Annotated in this window: 15 protein-coding genes; 11 read left to right on the top strand and 4 right to left on the bottom strand. The window is 67.2% G+C overall.

The features are described 5' to 3' along the window. Positions 1–241 precede the first annotated feature (241 nt). Positions 242–1234 (top strand): NAD(P)H-quinone oxidoreductase, encoded by a 993-nt coding sequence (locus ABZ909_RS04950; protein WP_356996279.1) that lies wholly within the window; start codon positions 242–244, stop codon positions 1232–1234. Here the strand turns inward: ABZ909_RS04950 and ABZ909_RS04945 are convergent. Continuing rightward, on the bottom strand, positions 1231–2436 hold the full coding sequence (locus ABZ909_RS04945) for a cysteine desulfurase-like protein (protein ID WP_356996278.1): 1206 nt from the start codon (positions 2434–2436) through the stop codon (positions 1231–1233). The two genes, ABZ909_RS04950 and ABZ909_RS04945, sit on opposite strands and share 4 nt — an antisense overlap. 365 nt (positions 2437–2801) lie before the next feature. Between ABZ909_RS04945 and ABZ909_RS04940 the strand changes: the two genes are divergently transcribed. The 7 genes from ABZ909_RS04940 to ABZ909_RS04910 all read left to right on the top strand — a co-directional run bounded on the left by ABZ909_RS04940 (position 2802) and on the right by ABZ909_RS04910 (position 9515). Further along, a complete protein-coding gene (locus ABZ909_RS04940; RefSeq protein ID WP_356996277.1) occupies positions 2802–3398 on the top strand; it encodes a bacterial proteasome activator family protein in 597 nt (198 codons plus the stop codon). Positions 3399–3605: 207 nt separating this feature from the next. Continuing rightward, positions 3606–4460 (top strand): ABC transporter permease, encoded by an 855-nt coding sequence (locus ABZ909_RS04935; protein ID WP_356996276.1) that lies wholly within the window; start codon positions 3606–3608, stop codon positions 4458–4460. A 7-nt stretch (positions 4461–4467) separates the two neighbouring features. Continuing rightward, the gene (locus tag ABZ909_RS04930; RefSeq protein ID WP_356996275.1) at positions 4468–5289 is read left to right on the top strand and encodes an ABC transporter ATP-binding protein; all 822 of its coding nucleotides are present in this window, start codon (positions 4468–4470) and stop codon (positions 5287–5289) included. Continuing rightward, positions 5286–6209 carry a glycosyltransferase family 2 protein gene (locus tag ABZ909_RS04925; protein ID WP_356996274.1) on the top strand — a complete coding sequence of 308 codons (924 nt, stop codon included), beginning with the start codon at positions 5286–5288 and terminating at the stop codon, positions 6207–6209. The genes ABZ909_RS04930 and ABZ909_RS04925 overlap by 4 nt, the downstream gene beginning before the upstream one ends. Positions 6210–6435: 226 nt before the next feature. Beyond that, on the top strand, positions 6436–7542 hold the full coding sequence (rsgA, locus tag ABZ909_RS04920; RefSeq protein WP_356996273.1) for a ribosome small subunit-dependent GTPase A: 1107 nt from the start codon (positions 6436–6438) through the stop codon (positions 7540–7542). A 191-nt stretch (positions 7543–7733) separates the two neighbouring features. After that, positions 7734–8582, top strand: a complete 849-nt coding sequence (locus tag ABZ909_RS04915) for an NAD(P)-dependent oxidoreductase (RefSeq protein ID WP_356996272.1) — start codon at positions 7734–7736, stop codon at positions 8580–8582. 90 nt (positions 8583–8672) lie between these two features. Further along, positions 8673–9515 carry an SDR family NAD(P)-dependent oxidoreductase gene (locus ABZ909_RS04910; protein WP_356996271.1) on the top strand — a complete coding sequence of 281 codons (843 nt, stop codon included), beginning with the start codon at positions 8673–8675 and terminating at the stop codon, positions 9513–9515. Between the two features lie 59 nt (positions 9516–9574). Here the strand turns inward: ABZ909_RS04910 and ABZ909_RS04905 are convergent, their stop codons facing one another. Both ABZ909_RS04905 and ABZ909_RS04900 read right to left on the bottom strand, forming a co-directional pair. Beyond that, a complete protein-coding gene (locus tag ABZ909_RS04905) occupies positions 9575–11470 on the bottom strand; it encodes a glycosyltransferase (RefSeq protein WP_356996270.1) in 1896 nt (631 codons plus the stop codon). Positions 11471–11602: 132 nt separating this feature from the next. Beyond that, positions 11603–12106, bottom strand: coding sequence for a GtrA family protein (locus ABZ909_RS04900; RefSeq protein WP_356996269.1), 504 nt, complete (start codon positions 12104–12106; stop codon positions 11603–11605). 96 nt (positions 12107–12202) lie between these two features. Here ABZ909_RS04900 and ABZ909_RS04895 point away from each other — a divergent pair, with 96 nt between their 5' ends. The 3 genes from ABZ909_RS04895 to ABZ909_RS04885 are packed head-to-tail and all read left to right on the top strand — an operon-like array spanning position 12203 to position 15803. After that, positions 12203–13174 (top strand): glycosyltransferase, encoded by a 972-nt coding sequence (locus ABZ909_RS04895; protein WP_356996268.1) that lies wholly within the window; start codon positions 12203–12205, stop codon positions 13172–13174. 50 nt (positions 13175–13224) lie between these two features. Next, on the top strand, positions 13225–14775 hold the full coding sequence (locus ABZ909_RS04890; RefSeq protein WP_356996267.1) for a DUF2142 domain-containing protein: 1551 nt from the start codon (positions 13225–13227) through the stop codon (positions 14773–14775). A gap of 50 nt (positions 14776–14825) precedes the next feature. Continuing rightward, positions 14826–15803, top strand: coding sequence for a hypothetical protein (locus tag ABZ909_RS04885; protein ID WP_356996266.1), 978 nt, complete (start codon positions 14826–14828; stop codon positions 15801–15803). A 21-nt stretch (positions 15804–15824) separates the two neighbouring features. Here ABZ909_RS04885 and rfbB read toward each other — a convergent pair whose 3' ends face one another. Next, a complete protein-coding gene (gene rfbB / locus ABZ909_RS04880) occupies positions 15825–16829 on the bottom strand; it encodes a dTDP-glucose 4,6-dehydratase (protein WP_356996265.1) in 1005 nt (334 codons plus the stop codon). Positions 16830–17051: the final 222 nt, after the last annotated feature.

The following is a 17051-nucleotide window of genomic DNA, read 5'->3' as shown; positions in this document are numbered from 1 at the left end:
GCGGCCCGGTTCAGCGCTTACGGACACGGACCAGAGCACGCGGCGCATCGGTCGCCATGAATCCGGACATCGCCATAGCCGCCAGGATGACCATGCCGCCGAGGACGGCCAGGGTGGTGATCATGGAATCTCCTTTCGAATCCCTCCGCTCCACGGTGACGGCCGATGCTGAGAGGATGCTGGGCCCACGCCGAGGACGGCCTGACAGTAATCGGTGAACTCCGGCCGTACGCTCGTTTTCATGTATGCGGTGACGCTCGACGGATTCGGTGGGCCCGAGGTCATGAAATGGGCGCAGGTGGACGACCTGCCCGCGCCCGGACCGGGCGAGGTTGCGATCGATGTGGTGGCCGCGGGGGTGAACCGCGCGGACCTGCTGCAGCGGCAGGGTTTGTATCCGCCGCCACCGGGAGCCAGCGAGATTCTGGGCCTCGAAGTGTCCGGGGTGGTCGCGGAAGTCGGTCCGGGCGTGCGGGATTGGCGGGCCGGGGATCCGGTGTGCGCACTGCTGTCCGGCGGCGGCTACGCCGAGCGGGTGGTCGCGCCCGCGACCCAGCTGCTGCCCGTGCCGGAGGGACTGGATGTGGCCGCGGCGGCGGCGCTGCCCGAGGTTGCGGCCACGGTGTGGTCCAACCTGGTGATGACCGCGGGCCTGCACAGCGGGCAGTTGCTGCTGATTCACGGGGGCGGCAGCGGAATCGGCACCCACGCCATCCAGGTGGCGCGGGCGCTGGGCGCGCGGGTCGCGGTCACGGCGGGTTCCCAGTACAAGCTGGACCGGTGCGCCGAATTGGGTGCGACGGTGCTGATCAATTACCGCGAGCACGATTTCGTGACCACGCTGCACAGTGAATATCCGGGCGCGGACATCATTCTCGACAATATGGGCGCGGCGTATCTGGAGCGGAATGTCCAGGCGCTCGCCGAGGACGGGCACCTGGTGGTGATCGGCATGCAGGGCGGGGTCACCGCGGAATTGAATCTGGCCGCGTTGCTGGGCAAGCGGGGATCGATTCACGCCACCAATCTGCGGCGCCGCCCCGAAACCGGGCGGGGATCGAAGTCGGAGATCATCACCGAGCTGCGCCGCCACCTGTGGCCGCTCATCTCCGACGGGACCGTCGTGCCGGTGGTGTCGGCGGAGGTGCCGGTCACCGACGCCGCCCAGGCCCACCGCCTGCTGGATTCCGCCGAGACGGTCGGCAAGGTGATCCTGCAGATCCGCGAGCTCTAGGTATCCAGCGCCGCCAGCGCGCGGCCCAGCTGGTCGATCTCGAATTTCGTTGTGTAGGGCGCGAGTCCGACGGTCACGGCGCCGCCTTCATCATTGACGCCCAGCGCGTCGAGCAGGCGGCTGCCGCCGTGGGAGCCGCTCAGCGTGCCGATGCGGGCGTCGGCCAGCTTGGCCGAGACCTTCTCGGCCTGCGTGCCCGAGATGGTGAAGCTCACCGTCGGGATGCGGGTGGAGGCGCGGCCGATGACGGTCAGGTTCGGGATGGTGTCGAGCACGGACATCAGGTGCTCGAAGAGATGGTCGTGATAGTCCTGCAGGGACGTGATCGACAGTTCCAGGCGCTCGCGCCGAGTGCCCTCGGCGCGCTCGTCCAGCGAGGCCAGGTAGTCGATGGAGGTGGTTAGGCCGGCCAGCAGGGCGTACTGGTGGCCGCCCACCTCGAGCCGTTCCGCGCCCTTGGCATATGGGTTCAGCGACATGGACGGGATGCGGTCCAGGAACGCGGGATCGCGGAAGACCAGCGCGCCGATCTGCGGACCACCCCAGGCGGGCGCGCTCAGCGCGATCACGTCGGCATTGAGTTCGTCGATGTCGAGGAGCGCGTAGGGCGCGGCGCCGAAACAGTCGGCGACCAGCAGCCCGCCGACCTCGTGCACGCGGTCCGCGGCCACCCGCACCGCGGGCGCAGAGCCGACGATGGGTGAAGCGGCGGTCAGCGCTACCAGCCGGGCGGTGGGTCCGATCAGCTCCTCGAACTGCCAGGCCGGCATCTCGCAGGTCTCGATCTCCACTTCCGCCCAGCGCACGTGCGCGCCATAGCGATTCGCTATCCGCAGCCACGGTGCGACATTCGCCTCGTCATCCAGGCGCGACAGCACGATCCCGGTGCCCAGACCCAGCCGGGAGCTCAGCGATTCGGCCAGCCAGGCCAGTAGCACCGCGCGATCGGGTCCGAGCACCACGCCCGCCGGATCGCCGCCGACGAGATCGGCAACGGCCTCGCGCGCGGCCTCCAGGATCGCGGCGCTGCGCTTGGCCGCGCCGTGCCGATTGCTGTGCGAGAAGGCGGAGGTCCGGAAACCTGTTGAGACGGCCCGGGATACCGAATCCGGGACCAGCATGCCCGCTTGCGGGTCGAGGTGGATCCAGCCGTCGCCCAGGGACGGTATGAGGCCCCGCACCCTTGCGACGTCGTAAGTCATGGTGGCCACTCTAAAGGGAGAGGGCACAACAAGGTAACGGTAGGGAGGGAAGCAACCATCGAGGACCAGGACGACCTGCGCCTACCGTACAAACTGGACGGGGCTGTATTTGTTTTGCCCCTCCGCTTCGCTCCGGGGCGGGTTCGCGGCCCCGAGGTATCGATTCTTGCCTCCTCCGCTCCTCCGCTCCGCTCTCCGCTCCAAGGCGGAGGTCTGTTCCAGCCGCGGTCCAGAATCGAGCGCTCCGCCTCCCCGCGCTTGGCCGCGAACCACCTCGACTTGTCCCTTCGTGTCGCATCTTCGGCGTGTTACGAACTTGGGGCGGCGCTTAGCGGGTTCGGGGGAAGTTCGGCAGGATGGGGGGCATGACGCAATCGGATGGGGTTCCGGAATCCATCGTCGTGATCGGTCCCGAGGGAAAGCCGCTGTTCATCCCGGCGGCGGCGCAGATCGGCGGGGACCCGGTGGAGATCACCGGACAGGTTGTCGGTGAGGATCTTTCGGGCGAGTCGGGCGACGCGCACGACAAAGAGGAGTCGCTCGCCGACATGGTGGAGCAGCCAGCGAAGGTCATGCGCATCGGCACCATGATCAAGCAGCTGCTCGAGGAGGTCCGGCACGCACCGCTGGACGACGCCTCCCGCACCCGGCTGCGCGAAATCCACCGCACCTCCATCCGTGAGCTGGAAACCGGCCTGGCCCCGGAACTCCGCGAGGAGCTCGAGCGGCTGGCGCTGCCCTTCACCGACGACACCGTCCCCTCCGACGCGGAACTGCGCATCGCCCAAGCCCAGCTGGTGGGCTGGCTGGAGGGTCTGTTCCACGGCATCCAGACCGCGCTGTTCGCTCAGCAGATGGCCGCGCGCGCCCAGCTCGAGCAGATGCGCCAGGCGCTGCCCCCGGGCATGAGCCACGGCGACTCGCGCGGCCAGCAGAATCCCGGCGGCGGCCAGTACCTCTGAATCAACTGTTCGGAGGCGTACGCCGTGAGTTCGCGGCACGTCTCGTTCTGGTCTGCGGCTGGAACAGACCTCCGCCTTGGAGCGGGGGAGCGGAGGAGGGAAGAACGAGACCTCCAACACCGCGAACCCGCCCGTAGCGAAGCGGAGGGCAAAATAATTCGGCTAAGGTCGGGTGCTGTGCCTGCTGCTGCTCCCCCCGACTCGGCGATGACCGACGTGCGCCCGGACAATGAACCGGTGCCGCTCGTGTCGGACTCCCAGTCCTTCGGTCGCGCATTCAAGGATTTCCGCGACGGATTCTCCCAGCGTGAGCTGTGGCTGGCGCTCGGCTGGCAGGACATCAAGCAGCGATACCGGCGCTCGGTGCTGGGTCCGTTCTGGATCACCATCGCCACCGGTTTGCAGGCGGCCGCGATGGGTGTCCTCTACGCCACCCTCTTCGGGCAGTCGCTGAGTTCCTATCTGCCCTATGTGACTGTCGGCCTGATCGTCTGGAATGTGATCAATGCCAGCATTCTCGAGGGCTCGGATGTCTTCATCGCCAATGAGGGCCTCATCAAGCAGCTGCCGTCGGCACTGAGCGTGCACGTGTACCGCCTGGTGTGGCGGCAGTTCCTGTTCTTCGCGCACAACCTGATCATCTACGTGGTGATGGTGGCCGCCTTCAGCATCTGGCGGCACCTGCACTGGTCGGCCCTGCTCGCGATTCCGGGTCTGCTGCTGCTGTTCCTCAATGCCATCTGGGTGACGATCGTTTTCGGCATCTTCAGCACCCGTTACCGCGATCTGGCGCCGATCCTGGGCAGCACCACGCTCATGCTGTTCGTCCTCACTCCGGTCATGTGGAAGACCTCGGCGCTGTCGGGCACCGCGAGCGATCGCGCCAAGCTGGCCGAGCTCGTCCCCACCTTCCACTATCTCGAGATCGTGCGCGCGCCCCTGCTGGGCGACCCGATCCACCTGCGCAGCTGGGTGGTGGTGCTGTCGATCACCATCGTCGGCTGGATAGTCGCGATACTGGCGATGAAGAAGTTCCGTTCCCGAGTCCCCTACTGGGTGTGAAGGCTCAATGACCGACCATGTGAGTATCGAGACCCAGAACGCGTGGGTGGAATTCCCGATCTTCGACGCCAAATCCCGATCGCTGAAGAAGGCGGTGCTCGGTTCGGCCGGCGGCGCCATCGGGCGCAATCAATCCGATGTGGTGGTCGTCGAGGCGCTGCGGGATATCACGCTGTCGCTGCAGGAAGGCGATCGCGTGGGCCTGGTCGGCCACAATGGCGCGGGCAAATCCACACTGCTGCGGCTGCTTTCGGGCATCTACGAACCGACCCGCGGCAGCGCGCGCATCCGCGGGCGGGTGGCTCCGGTCTTCGATCTCGGCGTGGGCATGGACCCGGAGATCTCCGGCTACGACAACATCATCATTCGCGGGCTCTTCCTCGGGCAGAGCCGCAGGCAGATGCTCGCCAAGATCGACGAGATCGCCGAATTCACCGAACTGGGCGACTATCTGGCGATGCCGTTGCGCACCTACTCGACAGGTATGCGCGTCCGCCTGGCCATGGGCGTGGTCACCTCGATCGACCCGGAGATCCTGCTGCTCGACGAGGGCATCGGCGCGGTCGACGCGGAGTTCATGAAGAAGGCCCGGGTCCGGCTGCAGGAATTGGTCTCGCGCTCGGGCATTCTCGTCTTCGCCAGCCACTCCAATGAATTCCTGGCGCAGCTGTGCGATTCCGCGATGTGGATCGATCACGGGCAGATTCGCATGCAGGGCGACATCGAGGATGTCGTGCGAGCCTACGAGGGCCCGGAGGCGGGTGATCACGTGGCGCAGGTGCTGCGGGATCTGGAACGTGAACGTGAACCGGAACGGAATCCCGCATGAGTGAACAGTCCGCCCCCGTCTATGGCGATGATGCGCGCATCGTCGCCATCGTGGTCACGCACAAACGCCAGGAGCAGCTGGCCGAGTCGCTGAAGGTGCTGGGCAGCCAGACCCGGCCGATCGACCACCTGATCGTGGTGGACAACGGCAATGAGGCCGAGGTCGGCGAGCTGGTGAAGCAGCAGCCCATGGAAACCACCTACGTCGGTTCGGAACACAATCTGGGCGGCGCGGGCGGGTTCGCGCTCGGCATGCTGCACGCGCTCACCATGGGCGCGGACTGGGTGTGGCTGGCCGATGACGACGGTCGCCCCGACGGGCCGGACGTGCTCGCCACGCTGTTCGATTGTGCCAAGCGGCATGGGCTGGTCGAGGTGTCGCCGGTGGTGGCCGATATCGACGACCCGGATCGGCTGGCCTTCCCGCTGCGCCGGGGCGTGGTGTGGCGGCGGCTGCGGTCGGAGCTGGGTGACGAGGACTTCCTGCCCGGGATCGCCTCGCTGTTCAACGGGGCGCTGATCTCGGCCGAGGCCGTGGACAAGATCGGTGTGCCGGATCTGCGGCTGTTCGTGCGTGGCGACGAGGTGGAGGTGCACCGGCGGCTGGTGCGTTCGGGGCTGCCGTTCGGCACCTGCCTGCAGACCGCGTACCTGCACCCGAACGGATCGGCCGAGTTCAAGCCGATTCTGGGCGGCCGCATGCACACCCAGTACCCGGACGATCCGATCAAGCGGCATTTCACCTACCGCAACCGCGGCTACCTGATGGCGCAGCCGGGCATGCGAAAACTGTTGCCGCAGGAGGTCGCCCGTTTCGGATGGTTCTTCCTGGTGCAGCAGAAGGATCCGGCCGGGCTCATGGAGTGGCTGCGCCTGCAGCGGATGGGCCGCCGCGAGCAGTTCGACAAGCCGAAATCCTGACCGGGAAAATACGTTGCACCGATGGGGACAGCCTGACAAGGTTGTCCCCGTTCTTGTTCGGCGCGGTCACCACGGTGACGGCATGAGGAGAGATGGGAGGTGGAGTTACGTGACGACGGCAGTGCGGATTGCCGTGCCCGGGCGAGTGTCCGCCCCACGCGCATCCACCTCGAATTCCTCTCGCTGAGTCCGTGATTCGGGCTCGGCCCGTCAAAGGACTCCACACATGTCTTCGGTCGATTTCGACCTGCTCGTTTCCTATGGCTGGAACGCCACCCTCGCCGCCGACTACCTGCCGCTGCTGGGTGACGATCTGATTCCGGCCCGCGTGATCCGCATGGATCGCAGTGAATGCGATATCGCGGCACCGCTCCCCACCGCCGACTACCAGAGCCGCCTGACGGCCGCAGTGGTGCGGGCCCGGCTCCCCCGCTCGGACTCCGAGGTCAGCGGGCTGTGCACCGGCGACTGGGTGGCCATCGACGCCGGGCGCACCGTACGCGCCCTGCTGCCACGCCGCACCGCCATTGTCCGGGCCGCCGTGTCCGGGCAGCCCGATGCCCGCGCCAAATCGGCCAATCAGGTGCTGGCCGCGAACGTGGACACCGTGCTGGTGTGCACCGCCGGCGACGGGGATGTCGATCTCGGGCGCATCGAGCGGCTGCTCGCGCTGGCCTGGGAATCCGGCGCCCAGCCGACCGTGGTGCTCACCAAAGCCGATCTGGCGCACGATATTCCGATCGACGCCGTGCGCTCTGCCGCGCCCGGTGTGACGGTGCTGGCGGTCAGCGCCGCCTCCGGGGCCGGGATGGACGCCCTGATGCCGCTGCTGTTCGGCACGGTCGCGCTGATCGGACCGTCGGGTGCGGGCAAGTCCACGCTCGCCAATGCGCTGCTGGGCGCGAAGGTCTTCGCCACCAACGCGGTGCGGGCGGGCGACAAGCGGGGGCGGCACACCACCGTGCACCGTGAACTACGCCCACTGCCCGGCGGCGGCACCCTCATCGACACCCCGGGGCTGCGGTCGGTCGGGCTCTGGGATGCCGCCGAGGGGCTCGGGCGGACCTTCAGCGATATCGAATCCCTGTCCGCGGACTGCCGTTTCGCCGACTGCGGGCACGAGACCGAACCGGGTTGCGCGGTGCTGGCGGCCATCGATGCCGGAGCCCTGCCCCGGCGTCGCCTCGACAGCTACCGCAAGCTCGGCCGCGAGAACGACTGGCTGGCCTCCCGCACCGACGCCCGCCTCCAGGCCGAGCGCAAGAAGGTGTGGAAGGACATCAACAAGAGCCAGCGGCGCATGTACAAGGAGCGCGGCGGCAAGCAGCACTGACCGGCGCGGCGCCCGGGGTGGCGGGATGACCACCCTGGGCGCTGCCTGGAATCGCAGCTGGTTATATGCACCTTGTTGCATAGCGCCGATTTCTGGCTTACTGTCCGAGATGCGAGAGTTCCGCCCCGCCGGGTCACCCGGGCGCGGATGATCGGACACGGGGCGACACAACAGCGGACAGGAGCGGATCCATGACCGAAGCATCGAAGCAGCTGGCGGGCCGGACCATGATCATGTCGGGCGGGAGTCGCGGCATCGGGCTGGAGATCGCCAAGCGGGCGGCGGCCGACGGCGCGAACATCACCATCATCGCGAAAACCGATGCGCCACACCCGAAATTGCCCGGCACCATTCATACCGCGGCTGCCGAACTGGAGCAGGCGGGCGGCACCGTGCTGAAGTACCTGGGCGATGTACGCGACGACGAGGCGGTGGCGGACGCGGTCCGGCAGACCATCGAGCGCTTCGGCGGCATCGACATGGTGGTGAACAATGCCTCGGCCATCGATCTGTCCCCCACCGAGTCCCTGCCGATGAAGAAGTACGACCTCATGCAGGACATCAACTGCCGCGGCAGTTTCCTGCTGTCCAAGCTCAGCATCCCGGCGCTGCGGGAATCCGCCGAGGCCGGTCGCAATCCGCACATCCTCACCCTGTCGCCGCCGCTGAACCTGGATCCGAAGTGGGCGGGCACGGCACTGGGCTACACCATCGCCAAGTACGGAATGTCGCTCACCACACTGGGTTTGAGCGAGGAACTGCGCAAGTACGGGATCGGCGTGAACTCGCTGTGGCCGCGCACCACCATCGCCACCGCGGCGGTGAAGAACCTGCTCGGCGGCGAGGAGATGGTCGCCACCTCACGCACGCCGGACATCTACGCCGACGCCGCCTACCTGGTGCTCACCTCGCCCGCCAAGGACACCACCGGCAACTTCTTCATCGACGACGAAGTCCTTGCCGCACACGGCATCACCGATCTCGACAAGTACCGCGTGGTGCCCGGCGACGGTCCGCTCACCACGGACCTGTTCCTCTGACCCCGCTCGGCTACCTCGACTGAGCTCGCTCAGCCGAGGCTGGTTGGCGCACAAGGGAATACGTTCCGTCCCGCATGGTTGACCAGACACATGACCATTGCCCTCGTAACAGGTGCGAACCAAGGGCTGGGGCGGGCCGTCGCGGCCCGGCTGGCCGAGCGGCTCGAGGCAGGTTCCACCGTCTATGTCACCGGACGCGACGCCGAGCGGGTCGCGGAGGCGGCGGCCGGGATTCCCGGTGCGGCGCCACTGGTTCTGGATGTCGGCAATGACGAAAGCGTGGCGGTCGCGGCCCGGCTGATCCGGGAACGGCACAGCGGAATCGATATCGTGGTTTCCAACGCGGCAGCGCGGCGCACCGCGGAACGCAGTGACGCCGAGACGATTCGCGAGTTCGTGAACACCAATAACCTCGGTGCCACCCGCATGATCCGCGAGTTCGGGCCGCTGCTGCGGTCCGGCAGCCGATTCCTGGTCGTGGCGAGCGCTTTCGGCAGCCTGCGCTATCTGGATCCGAGCCTGCACCACCTGTTCGACACCGACGTCATGACCCTCGACGACCTCGACCGAGTCATGCTCGATTACGCCGAGCTGGTCGAGAACGACAAGGACCACACGGCGGGCTGGCCGGGGTCCGTCAACTACCCGTCCAAGATCGGGCAGGTCGCCGCGGTCCGGATCTTCGCCCGCGAGGCGGGGCGCGATGTCTTCATCGGCGCGGCATGTCCGGGTTTGGTGGATACCGAGGCCTCGCGGCCGTGGTTCACCGATATGTCGCAGGCGCAGGCACCCGAGGCGGCGGCGGTGGATGTGGTGTCGCTGCTGGTGGATCCGGTGAATCCGGCCTTCGCGGGGCAGCTCGTCCAGCATCGGGTGGTGATCGGCTGGACGGCCACCGAGGATGGCGGTCCGGAGCAGCCCGCACGCCGCTGAGACGAAACACGGCCCGGGACACGGGGTCCCGGGCCACGATCGCTCGAATATCTTGGCCGCTAGTCGATTCCGTAGAGGCGTTCCCAGTTTTCGCGACTGGTGAGTTCCGGCATCGCGGCTCGCCAGCGGCGCTGCAGGTCGGGGAGGTCCTTGCGGAGCTGACGGAGCACGCGGACGGTGCGGAGCAGCAGGCGGCGGGCGGTTTCCTTGTCGCGCACGCGGACCCGGACGCCGGACTGGGAGGCGTCGGTGACGACCACGTGGTTGAACAGGCCGACGTGCCACCAGTGGGCGTCCTCGCGGGTGACCGCGACCGGGCCGGGGATGACGCGGCCGGTCCACTGGTTGAGGGCGCGCTTGTAGAGCACCAGCAGCGGGTGGCTCGGCTCGCCGCCGGCGCGGCGAACATGCAGGTGCGCGTTCGGGACCGTGGAGGTGGCGGCCGGATGCTTGACGGTCTCCGGGTAGTCCGAGCGTGAGCCACGGGCCTTGGCCAGCGCCTCGATACCGCCGTCGCGCAGGATCTCCGGACCCCGCAGGTAGTCCTCGATGCCCTGCAGGGTGGTGTGCGCCAGGCCGTACTGCATGCCGACCAGGTACTCGCCGATCTCCCGGAGTAGCTGGCGGGTAATGGATTTCCCGTCCAGGTCGTGGTGCAGCGAGGAGACGATGAGCGAGTTGCGCGAGGAGAAGTAGCGCGCCCAGTCGTCGAAGTCCTTCCAGTAGAAGTCGGCGTGCCACACCGCGGCGTTGGGCAGGGTGACGGTGACGAAACCGTTCTCCCGCGCGCGCAGGCCGTATTCCACGTCGTCCCACTGGAAGAAGATCGGCACCGGCAGCCCGATCTTCTTGACCACCTCGGCCGGGATGAGGCAGGTCCACCAGGCCTGGTAGCCGGCGTCCACGCGGCGTTCCTGGTGCTTCTTGAGCATGGAAGTGTTGCGCAGCGCCTTGGCCACCTTCTGGCCGTGGCGCAGCTTGCCCAGATTCGTCTCCTCCGCACCGACATTCAGGTAGTCGGGGTTGAACAGGAACAGCATCTGCGCGCCCACCAGGGTGGGTTCCACGGTCAGATTGGCGAAGGCGTTGAGCCGCAGCACCGTTTCCGGCTCGCACAGGATGTCGTCGTCCATGAGGATGACGTCGGCGTGCTCGTTGGCGCCCGACACCTCGTAGAGGCCGCGCGTAAATCCGCCCGCGCCACCGAGATTCGGCTGCCGGATGTAGCGCAGCCTGTCGCCGAACTTCGGCCGAGTCTCGGTGAACAGCGTCTGGTCCTGCACCAGGTCGGTGCCCTGGTCGACCACGTAGACGGCGTCGATGAGCGACAGCACGGTGGTGTCGGAGGCCAGGGCCGCAACGGTATCGGCGCAGTCCTGGGCGCGGTTGAAGGTGCAGATGGCGATGGCCACCGGGCGCAACTGTTCGGGCGCGGCCGCGCTCCACTCCAGATCGGTGATCACGGCCTCGCCGCCGAGGGCCTCGATCTCCAGCCACAGCGCGCCGCCGTCGATGTACATGTCCAGCGGTGCGCGCAGCACCACCCGGCCGGTCTCCTTGACCACGGCGGTGTCGACCACCCGCCGGTGTCCGGCGATATCGGACGCGGCCAGCCGGATCCGCACCTTGCCGGTCGCCTCGAGGGTCATCCCCACCTCGACCTCGGTCACCTTGGTCCAGCGCTGCCAGTAGGCGGCGGCGAAGCGCCCGAAGTAGGTATTGGTGTTGACCGACGCACCCTTTTCCAGGCGTAGCGTCTGCCGCTCACGGGTGACCTTGCCCTTGGCGACCGCGTACAGGTCGTCGCTGATCTTCGGCGCGGGTCCGCAGAAGATGCCGCGGGCCAGCACCAGCCGCTCCGGCGTGGTGAGTTCCGCGCTCAGCGTGGCGGGAGCCTCCTCGACGTTCTCGCGGTCCTCGGTTTCGGTCACGGCCTGCCCAGCCGACGCATCCATGAATCCCTCGACATCCTTTGAATACTTAAGACACCGGCTCATCCGACGTGGTCGCACGGCCACTGTCACTGTCTTGCTCGGCGGGGCGAGAATATCAGTGCCTATTGGCCTCCGCTTCGCTCCGGCGGGTGATCAAGCGTTGTTCGTTCTGGAGGATGGATTGGTGAAGACGAATTTGCCGTAGGCCCAGAATCGGAAGCCCATGGCCACCGCCTGGCCGATGAGAGTCCCGGAAACGTTGTCCGCCAACGGACTGTCCTGCCCGAGAACGTAGCGTGAAAATCCGAGACACCCCAGCTGCAGGCCGATGGCCAGCACATTCAGCAGCGCGTAGACGAGGATGTGCCGCGCCCCGGTATCGCCCCGGTGATCGGAGTAGGTCCACCACTTGTTGCCGAAATAGGTGACCACCGTGGCCACCCCGATGGAGATGATCTTGGCGACCAGCGGGGCGTGGAACAGAGGGCCCTCGCCGCCGAGGAAGACCAGCAGGTTGTAGGTGCCCGCATCGACCACGAAGCCGATCGCGCCGACCACCAGAAATGCCCCGCCCCGCTGCAGCAGGGCACGGACCTTGCCGGTCAGAGAGGCATTCGGGGTGGGTTCATCCACCGCCGTGGACTCGTTCGCAGGCACCGGCCGACGGTACCGTAACCCGCCGCACCCCTATACCTGTGAAGGTCGGGTACCCTCCCGGTGTTCATATTCGCCTCCGATCAGAGGATTGACCGGGTGGACTCCACCGAGCTTCGTATTGCCGCCATTGTGCCGTGCCACAACGAAGAGGCCGCCGTCGCAAAGGTCGTCACCGACCTCAAGGCCGCCGTCCCGGGCATAGTCGTCTACGTCTACGACAACCTGAGCACGGACGCGACCGCCGAGAAGGCGCGCACGGCCGGGGCGATCGTGCGGACCGAGAACCGCAAGGGCAAGGGCAATGTGGTGCGGCGCGCCTTCGCCGACATCGAGGCCGATGTCTACTTGATGGTCGACGGCGACGACACCTACGACGCCGCCGCGGCCCCCGAGATGATCCGCACCCTGCTGGCGGGTCCGTACGACCACGTGCTGGGCGTGCGCCGCGAGGTCGAGGCCGGCTCGGCGTACCGGGCCGGGCACGAGACCGGCAACAAGATCCTCAATGGCGTGGTGGGCAAGGTCTTCGGTGAGAACGTCGAGGACATGCTCAGCGGCTACCGTGTCTTCTCCCGCCGATTCGTGAAGTCCTTCCCGGCGGTGTCGCGGGAGTTCGAGATCGAGACCGAGCTGACCGTGCACTCGCAGCACCTGCGGGTCCCCCAGACGGCGGTTCCGGTCGGGTTTCGTGATCGGCCCGCCGGCAGCGAATCCAAGCTGCGCACCTACAGCGACGGCTTCAAGATCCTGCGCCTGATCATCGGCCTGGCCCGGCACGAGCGACCGGTCGCCTTCTACGGCCTGTTCGGCACGCTGGCCTGGATCGTCTCGGTCATCCTCATCACGCCGATCGTGATCGAGTTCTATGAGATTCACCAGGTCCCGCGGTTCCCGACGCTGTTCCTCGGCTTCACGCTGCTGCTGCTCGGCAGCCTGGCCTGGACCGCCGGCCTGATCCTGGACGGCATCCGTCGCTCCCGGCACGAGGCCGCCCGCCTGATGTACCTGCGTTATTCGGCGGTCGGCGAGACCGGCCCCGATGCCCGGCCGGGCGGTTCGCTGCGATGACGGTGCGGCTTGCCGGGCAGAATCCCGACGGCAAAGCAGAATCGGACACCGTGGTTACCGAAGTGAACGACAGCACGACCATCACGGCGCCGGAACCGGCCGCTCCCGCGCCGAAGACGGCGGGGCTGCGGCGCGCGGTGATCGACGTCGAGCGGCGGTTCGGTTCGGCCACCGTGGTTTTCGTGCTGATCGCCGGCATCTTCGGCGCGGTGTGGTCGGTGCTGACGCCCCCGTTCTGGGGCCACGACGAGATCACCCAGTTCGGCCGGGCCTACCAGGTCGCGCACGGCGGCTTCCTGCCCGAGAAGATCCACGACGATCGCGGCCCGGCGTGGGGCGGCGACGTGCCGGTCAGCATCGACGCGCTGATGCACTACGCCTTCAACGACTATCAGGGCAATCCGGATGAGCCGGAGCCCATGGTCGCGGATCCGCACGCCTACGACCAGCTCGGCGGGGCCGCGGTCTCCGATCAGACCAAGCAGGTGTGGTTCACCAATACCGCTGCCTATTCCCCCGTTCCGTACCTGCCGCCCGCCGCGGGCATCCGCATCGCCGAGACCTTCGACCTCAGTGTCGGCGGCATGGTGCTGGCCACTCGCTGGGCCGGGCTGATCGCCTACCTGGTGATCGTCGGTTTCGCGCTGCGCGTGCTACGCGGGCACCGGGTGCAGTGGCTGGCCTTCACCGTCGCGGTGCTGCCCATCGCGCTGTTCCAGGCCGGGACCGTCACCGCGGACACCGTCACCAATGCGCTGGCCCTGCTGGTGTCGGCGCTGGTGGTGAAGGGCCTGTTCCTCGGCGAGCGGCTCACTCGGCCGGAGACGGTGGCCGCGCTGGCCACCACCGTGCTACTGCCGGTGTGCAAGCCGACCTATGTCCTGATCGCCATGCTCACCGTGCTCATCCCGGTGCGCCGCTTCGGCTTCGGCGGCACCGAGCGAATCGCCGTGTGGCAGCGGGCGCTGCCGTGGGTGGCCGCGGGCGTCGGCGCGATCTCGTTCGCGGTGTGGATGAAGATCGCCGCCCCGACCGGGGACGGCATGAGCCTGATGCGGCCCGAGAAGCAGTGGGGCACAGTGCGTCCGGGCGACCAGCTGCACGGCATCCTCACCGACCCGGTGCACTTCCTGCAGATATTCGGCGACAGCATCGCCCGCCGCGACCAGCTCTGGTTCACCCAGTTCTTCGGCGCGCTCGGCTTCTCCTATGTCGAGGTGCCCGCGCTCACCATCCTGGCGAGCCTGCTGGCCTTCACCATGAGCATCGGTGCGGCCGAGCGCTTCCCGGCGCGCGGCGCAGACCGCGCGCGCACCTGGCTGGTGCTGCTGACCGTCGCGGCCAGCGTGGCCATGATCTACGTGACGCTGTACATGTCCTTCACACCGGTCGGTTACTTCATCATCGACGGGGTGCAGGGCCGCTACTTCGTGCCGCTGGCGGTGCTCGGCCTGGCGGTGGTGCTGCGCTGGATGCCGCTGCGGCTCACCGACGCCGCGGGCCGGGTCCCGGTGCGCGGCGCGGCGATCACGGTGGTGACGGCCACCTCGGTCGCGCTCATCGCAGCGGTGATCAAGTATTCGACTATCGTCTGGGGATGACCCGCTGGGGAGTCCGATGGCGTCGATGGTCACGGACGCGGCGAATTGCCGTGGTGTTGCTGATCATTGTCGCCATCCTGCTGACTCCCGTCGCGGCGGCCGCAGTGTTCCTGCGCCTGCAGGACGCCGGCACCCTGCGGGACGATACCCGCACCCGCGGCCACGACGCCGTCTGGCTGGGGCACGCCTGGGTCGACGGCCGTAAATCCGACGCCGATATCGCCCAGCTGGGAATTCTGCTGGCGGGGACCGGGATCAAGGATCTCTACGTGCACACCGGGCCGCTCGACAATGACGGCACGCTGTCCCCCGAGCTCTATCCACAGGCCCGCTGGTTCCTCGAGGCCGTGCATCGGACGCTGCCCGGAATTCGCGTACAGGCGTGGCTCGGAGATGTGCTCACTCCCGAATTCGACGGTCTGAATACCGATGATCCGAGGACCCGCGATCATGTCGTCACGACATCGTCGCAGGTACTCGATCTCGGATTCGACGGTATTCACTTCGATTTCGAACCGGTGCGCTCGGGATCGGGCGGCTATACCATCATCCTGGATCAGGTCCGCACCATCACTTCGGCCCGGCACGCAGTGCTGTCGGTCTCCGCTCCGGTTATCGATCCGCTACCCGGATTGCATTCGCTCGGCGTGGCCTTGTTCGATCACGGGAAATGGTGGTCACAAGCCTATTTCGCGGAGGTGGCCCGGCGGGTGGATCAAATCGCCGTCATGTCCTATGACACCGCCATGCCGACCCGCGCACTGTACGGCGGATATGTCGCCCAGCAGACCAGTCTGGCCCTGCAGGTCACGCCGCCCGGCACGGATCTGCTCATGGGGCTGCCCGCCTTCTGGGCCGAGAACCCGGCCCATCACGGTGCGGCCGAGACCGTCGCCGCCGCGCTGCGCGGCGTGCGCCTGGGGCTGGGCCGCACCGCGCGCGACCGCGCGGCATTCGGGGTCGCGCTCTATGTGGATTTCGCGGCCACTCAACAGGATTGGGCGGACTACCGGCAGGACTGGGCCTAGTTCGCGGTCCGGCCGCAGCGGCTAGATGACCTTTTCGCCCGCGGCGATGTAGGCGGATTCGGTCTCGGCTTTCTGTGGACGCCACCAGGATTCGTTGTCGCGGTACCAGTCGATCGTGGCCGCGAGGCCCTGGCGGAAATCACGGTACCGCGGCTCCCAGCCGAGTTCGGTGCGCAGCAGGGAGGCGTCGATGGCGTAGCGCAGATCGTGGCCGGGACGGTCGGTGACATGATCGAAATCGTCTGGGGCACGGCCGAATGCCTCCAGGATCAGCTCCACCACGGACTTGTTGTCGCGCTCGCCGTCCGCGCCGATCAGATAGGTCTGGCCGATGCGGCCGCGTTCCAGGATTTCCCAGACCGCGCTGTTGTGGTCGTCCACGTGGATCCAGTCGCGCACCTGGTGACCAGCGCCGTACAGGCGGGGGCGGACACCGTCGATGAGACTTGTGATCTGCCGCGGGATGAACTTCTCCACATGCTGGTATGGCCCATAGTTGTTGGAGCAGTTGGAGATTGTGGCCCGCACTCCGAACGACCGCACCCAGGCGCGGACCAGCATGTCGCTCGAGGCCTTGCTGGCCGAGTACGGACTCGACGGGTTGTAGGGGGTGTTCTCGCCGAATGCCGAGGGGTCGTCGAGTTCCAGATCGCCGTACACCTCGTCGGTGGAGATGTGGTGGTAGCGCACCTGATGGCGACGCACCGCCTGGAGCAGCGAATAGGTGCCGACAATATTGGTCTGGACAAACGGCCATGGGTCGGCCAGCGAATTGTCGTTGTGTGATTCGGCGGCGAAATGCACCACTGCGTCCACACCACCCACCAGGCGATCCACCAACGCGGTGTCGGCGATGTCGCCGTGCACGAACTCGATTCGGTCCGCGACCGGGTCGAGTGAGGCGCGGTTGCCCGCATAGGTGAGTTTGTCCAGCACGGTGACATGGACACCGGGACGTGCAGTCACGGTCTGATGAACGAAGTTCGCGCCGATGAACCCGGCGCCGCCGGTTACGAGCAGTCGCACACGGAAACACTACGTCGGCCGGGGCGTCCGCCCGCGATGGGTACGGGAAGTTGCCTTCTCTACACCAGCCGGGCGGTCGTTGTGCGCGGAATCGGACATCCTGTTGAAACAAACGCACGTAATTGAAAGGCGGCCGCTCGGCCGAAATGTCGTAATTCCACGGTCCTGCCGTGACATTCGTGCGACCAGCGTCACGACTTTCCACGCGACGCATGTGACCTT

The sequence above is a fragment of the Nocardia sp. NPDC046763 genome (genome assembly GCF_040645495.1).
Taxonomy (GTDB): Bacteria; Actinomycetota; Actinomycetes; order Mycobacteriales; family Mycobacteriaceae; genus Nocardia.
The sequence above is the reverse complement of the archived record's forward strand: the minus strand, read 5'-3'. Positions and strand labels throughout refer to the sequence as shown.

Bases quoted from the DNA above. Each gene is read 5' to 3' on its own strand.
- ABZ909_RS04950 (WP_356996279.1), top strand. From the start codon at position 242: ATGTATGCGGTGACGCTCGACGGATTCGGTGGGCCCGAGGTCATGAAA.
- ABZ909_RS04945 (WP_356996278.1), bottom strand. From the start codon at position 2,436: ATGACTTACGACGTCGCAAGGGTGCGGGGCCTCATACCGTCCCTGGGC.
- ABZ909_RS04940 (WP_356996277.1), top strand. From the start codon at position 2,802: ATGACGCAATCGGATGGGGTTCCGGAATCCATCGTCGTGATCGGTCCC.
- ABZ909_RS04935 (WP_356996276.1), top strand. From the start codon at position 3,606: ATGACCGACGTGCGCCCGGACAATGAACCGGTGCCGCTCGTGTCGGAC.
- ABZ909_RS04930 (WP_356996275.1), top strand. From the start codon at position 4,468: ATGACCGACCATGTGAGTATCGAGACCCAGAACGCGTGGGTGGAATTC.
- ABZ909_RS04925 (WP_356996274.1), top strand. From the start codon at position 5,286: ATGAGTGAACAGTCCGCCCCCGTCTATGGCGATGATGCGCGCATCGTC.
- rsgA (WP_356996273.1), top strand. From the start codon at position 6,436: ATGTCTTCGGTCGATTTCGACCTGCTCGTTTCCTATGGCTGGAACGCC.
- ABZ909_RS04915 (WP_356996272.1), top strand. From the start codon at position 7,734: ATGACCGAAGCATCGAAGCAGCTGGCGGGCCGGACCATGATCATGTCG.
- ABZ909_RS04910 (WP_356996271.1), top strand. From the start codon at position 8,673: ATGACCATTGCCCTCGTAACAGGTGCGAACCAAGGGCTGGGGCGGGCC.
- ABZ909_RS04905 (WP_356996270.1), bottom strand. From the start codon at position 11,470: ATGGATGCGTCGGCTGGGCAGGCCGTGACCGAAACCGAGGACCGCGAG.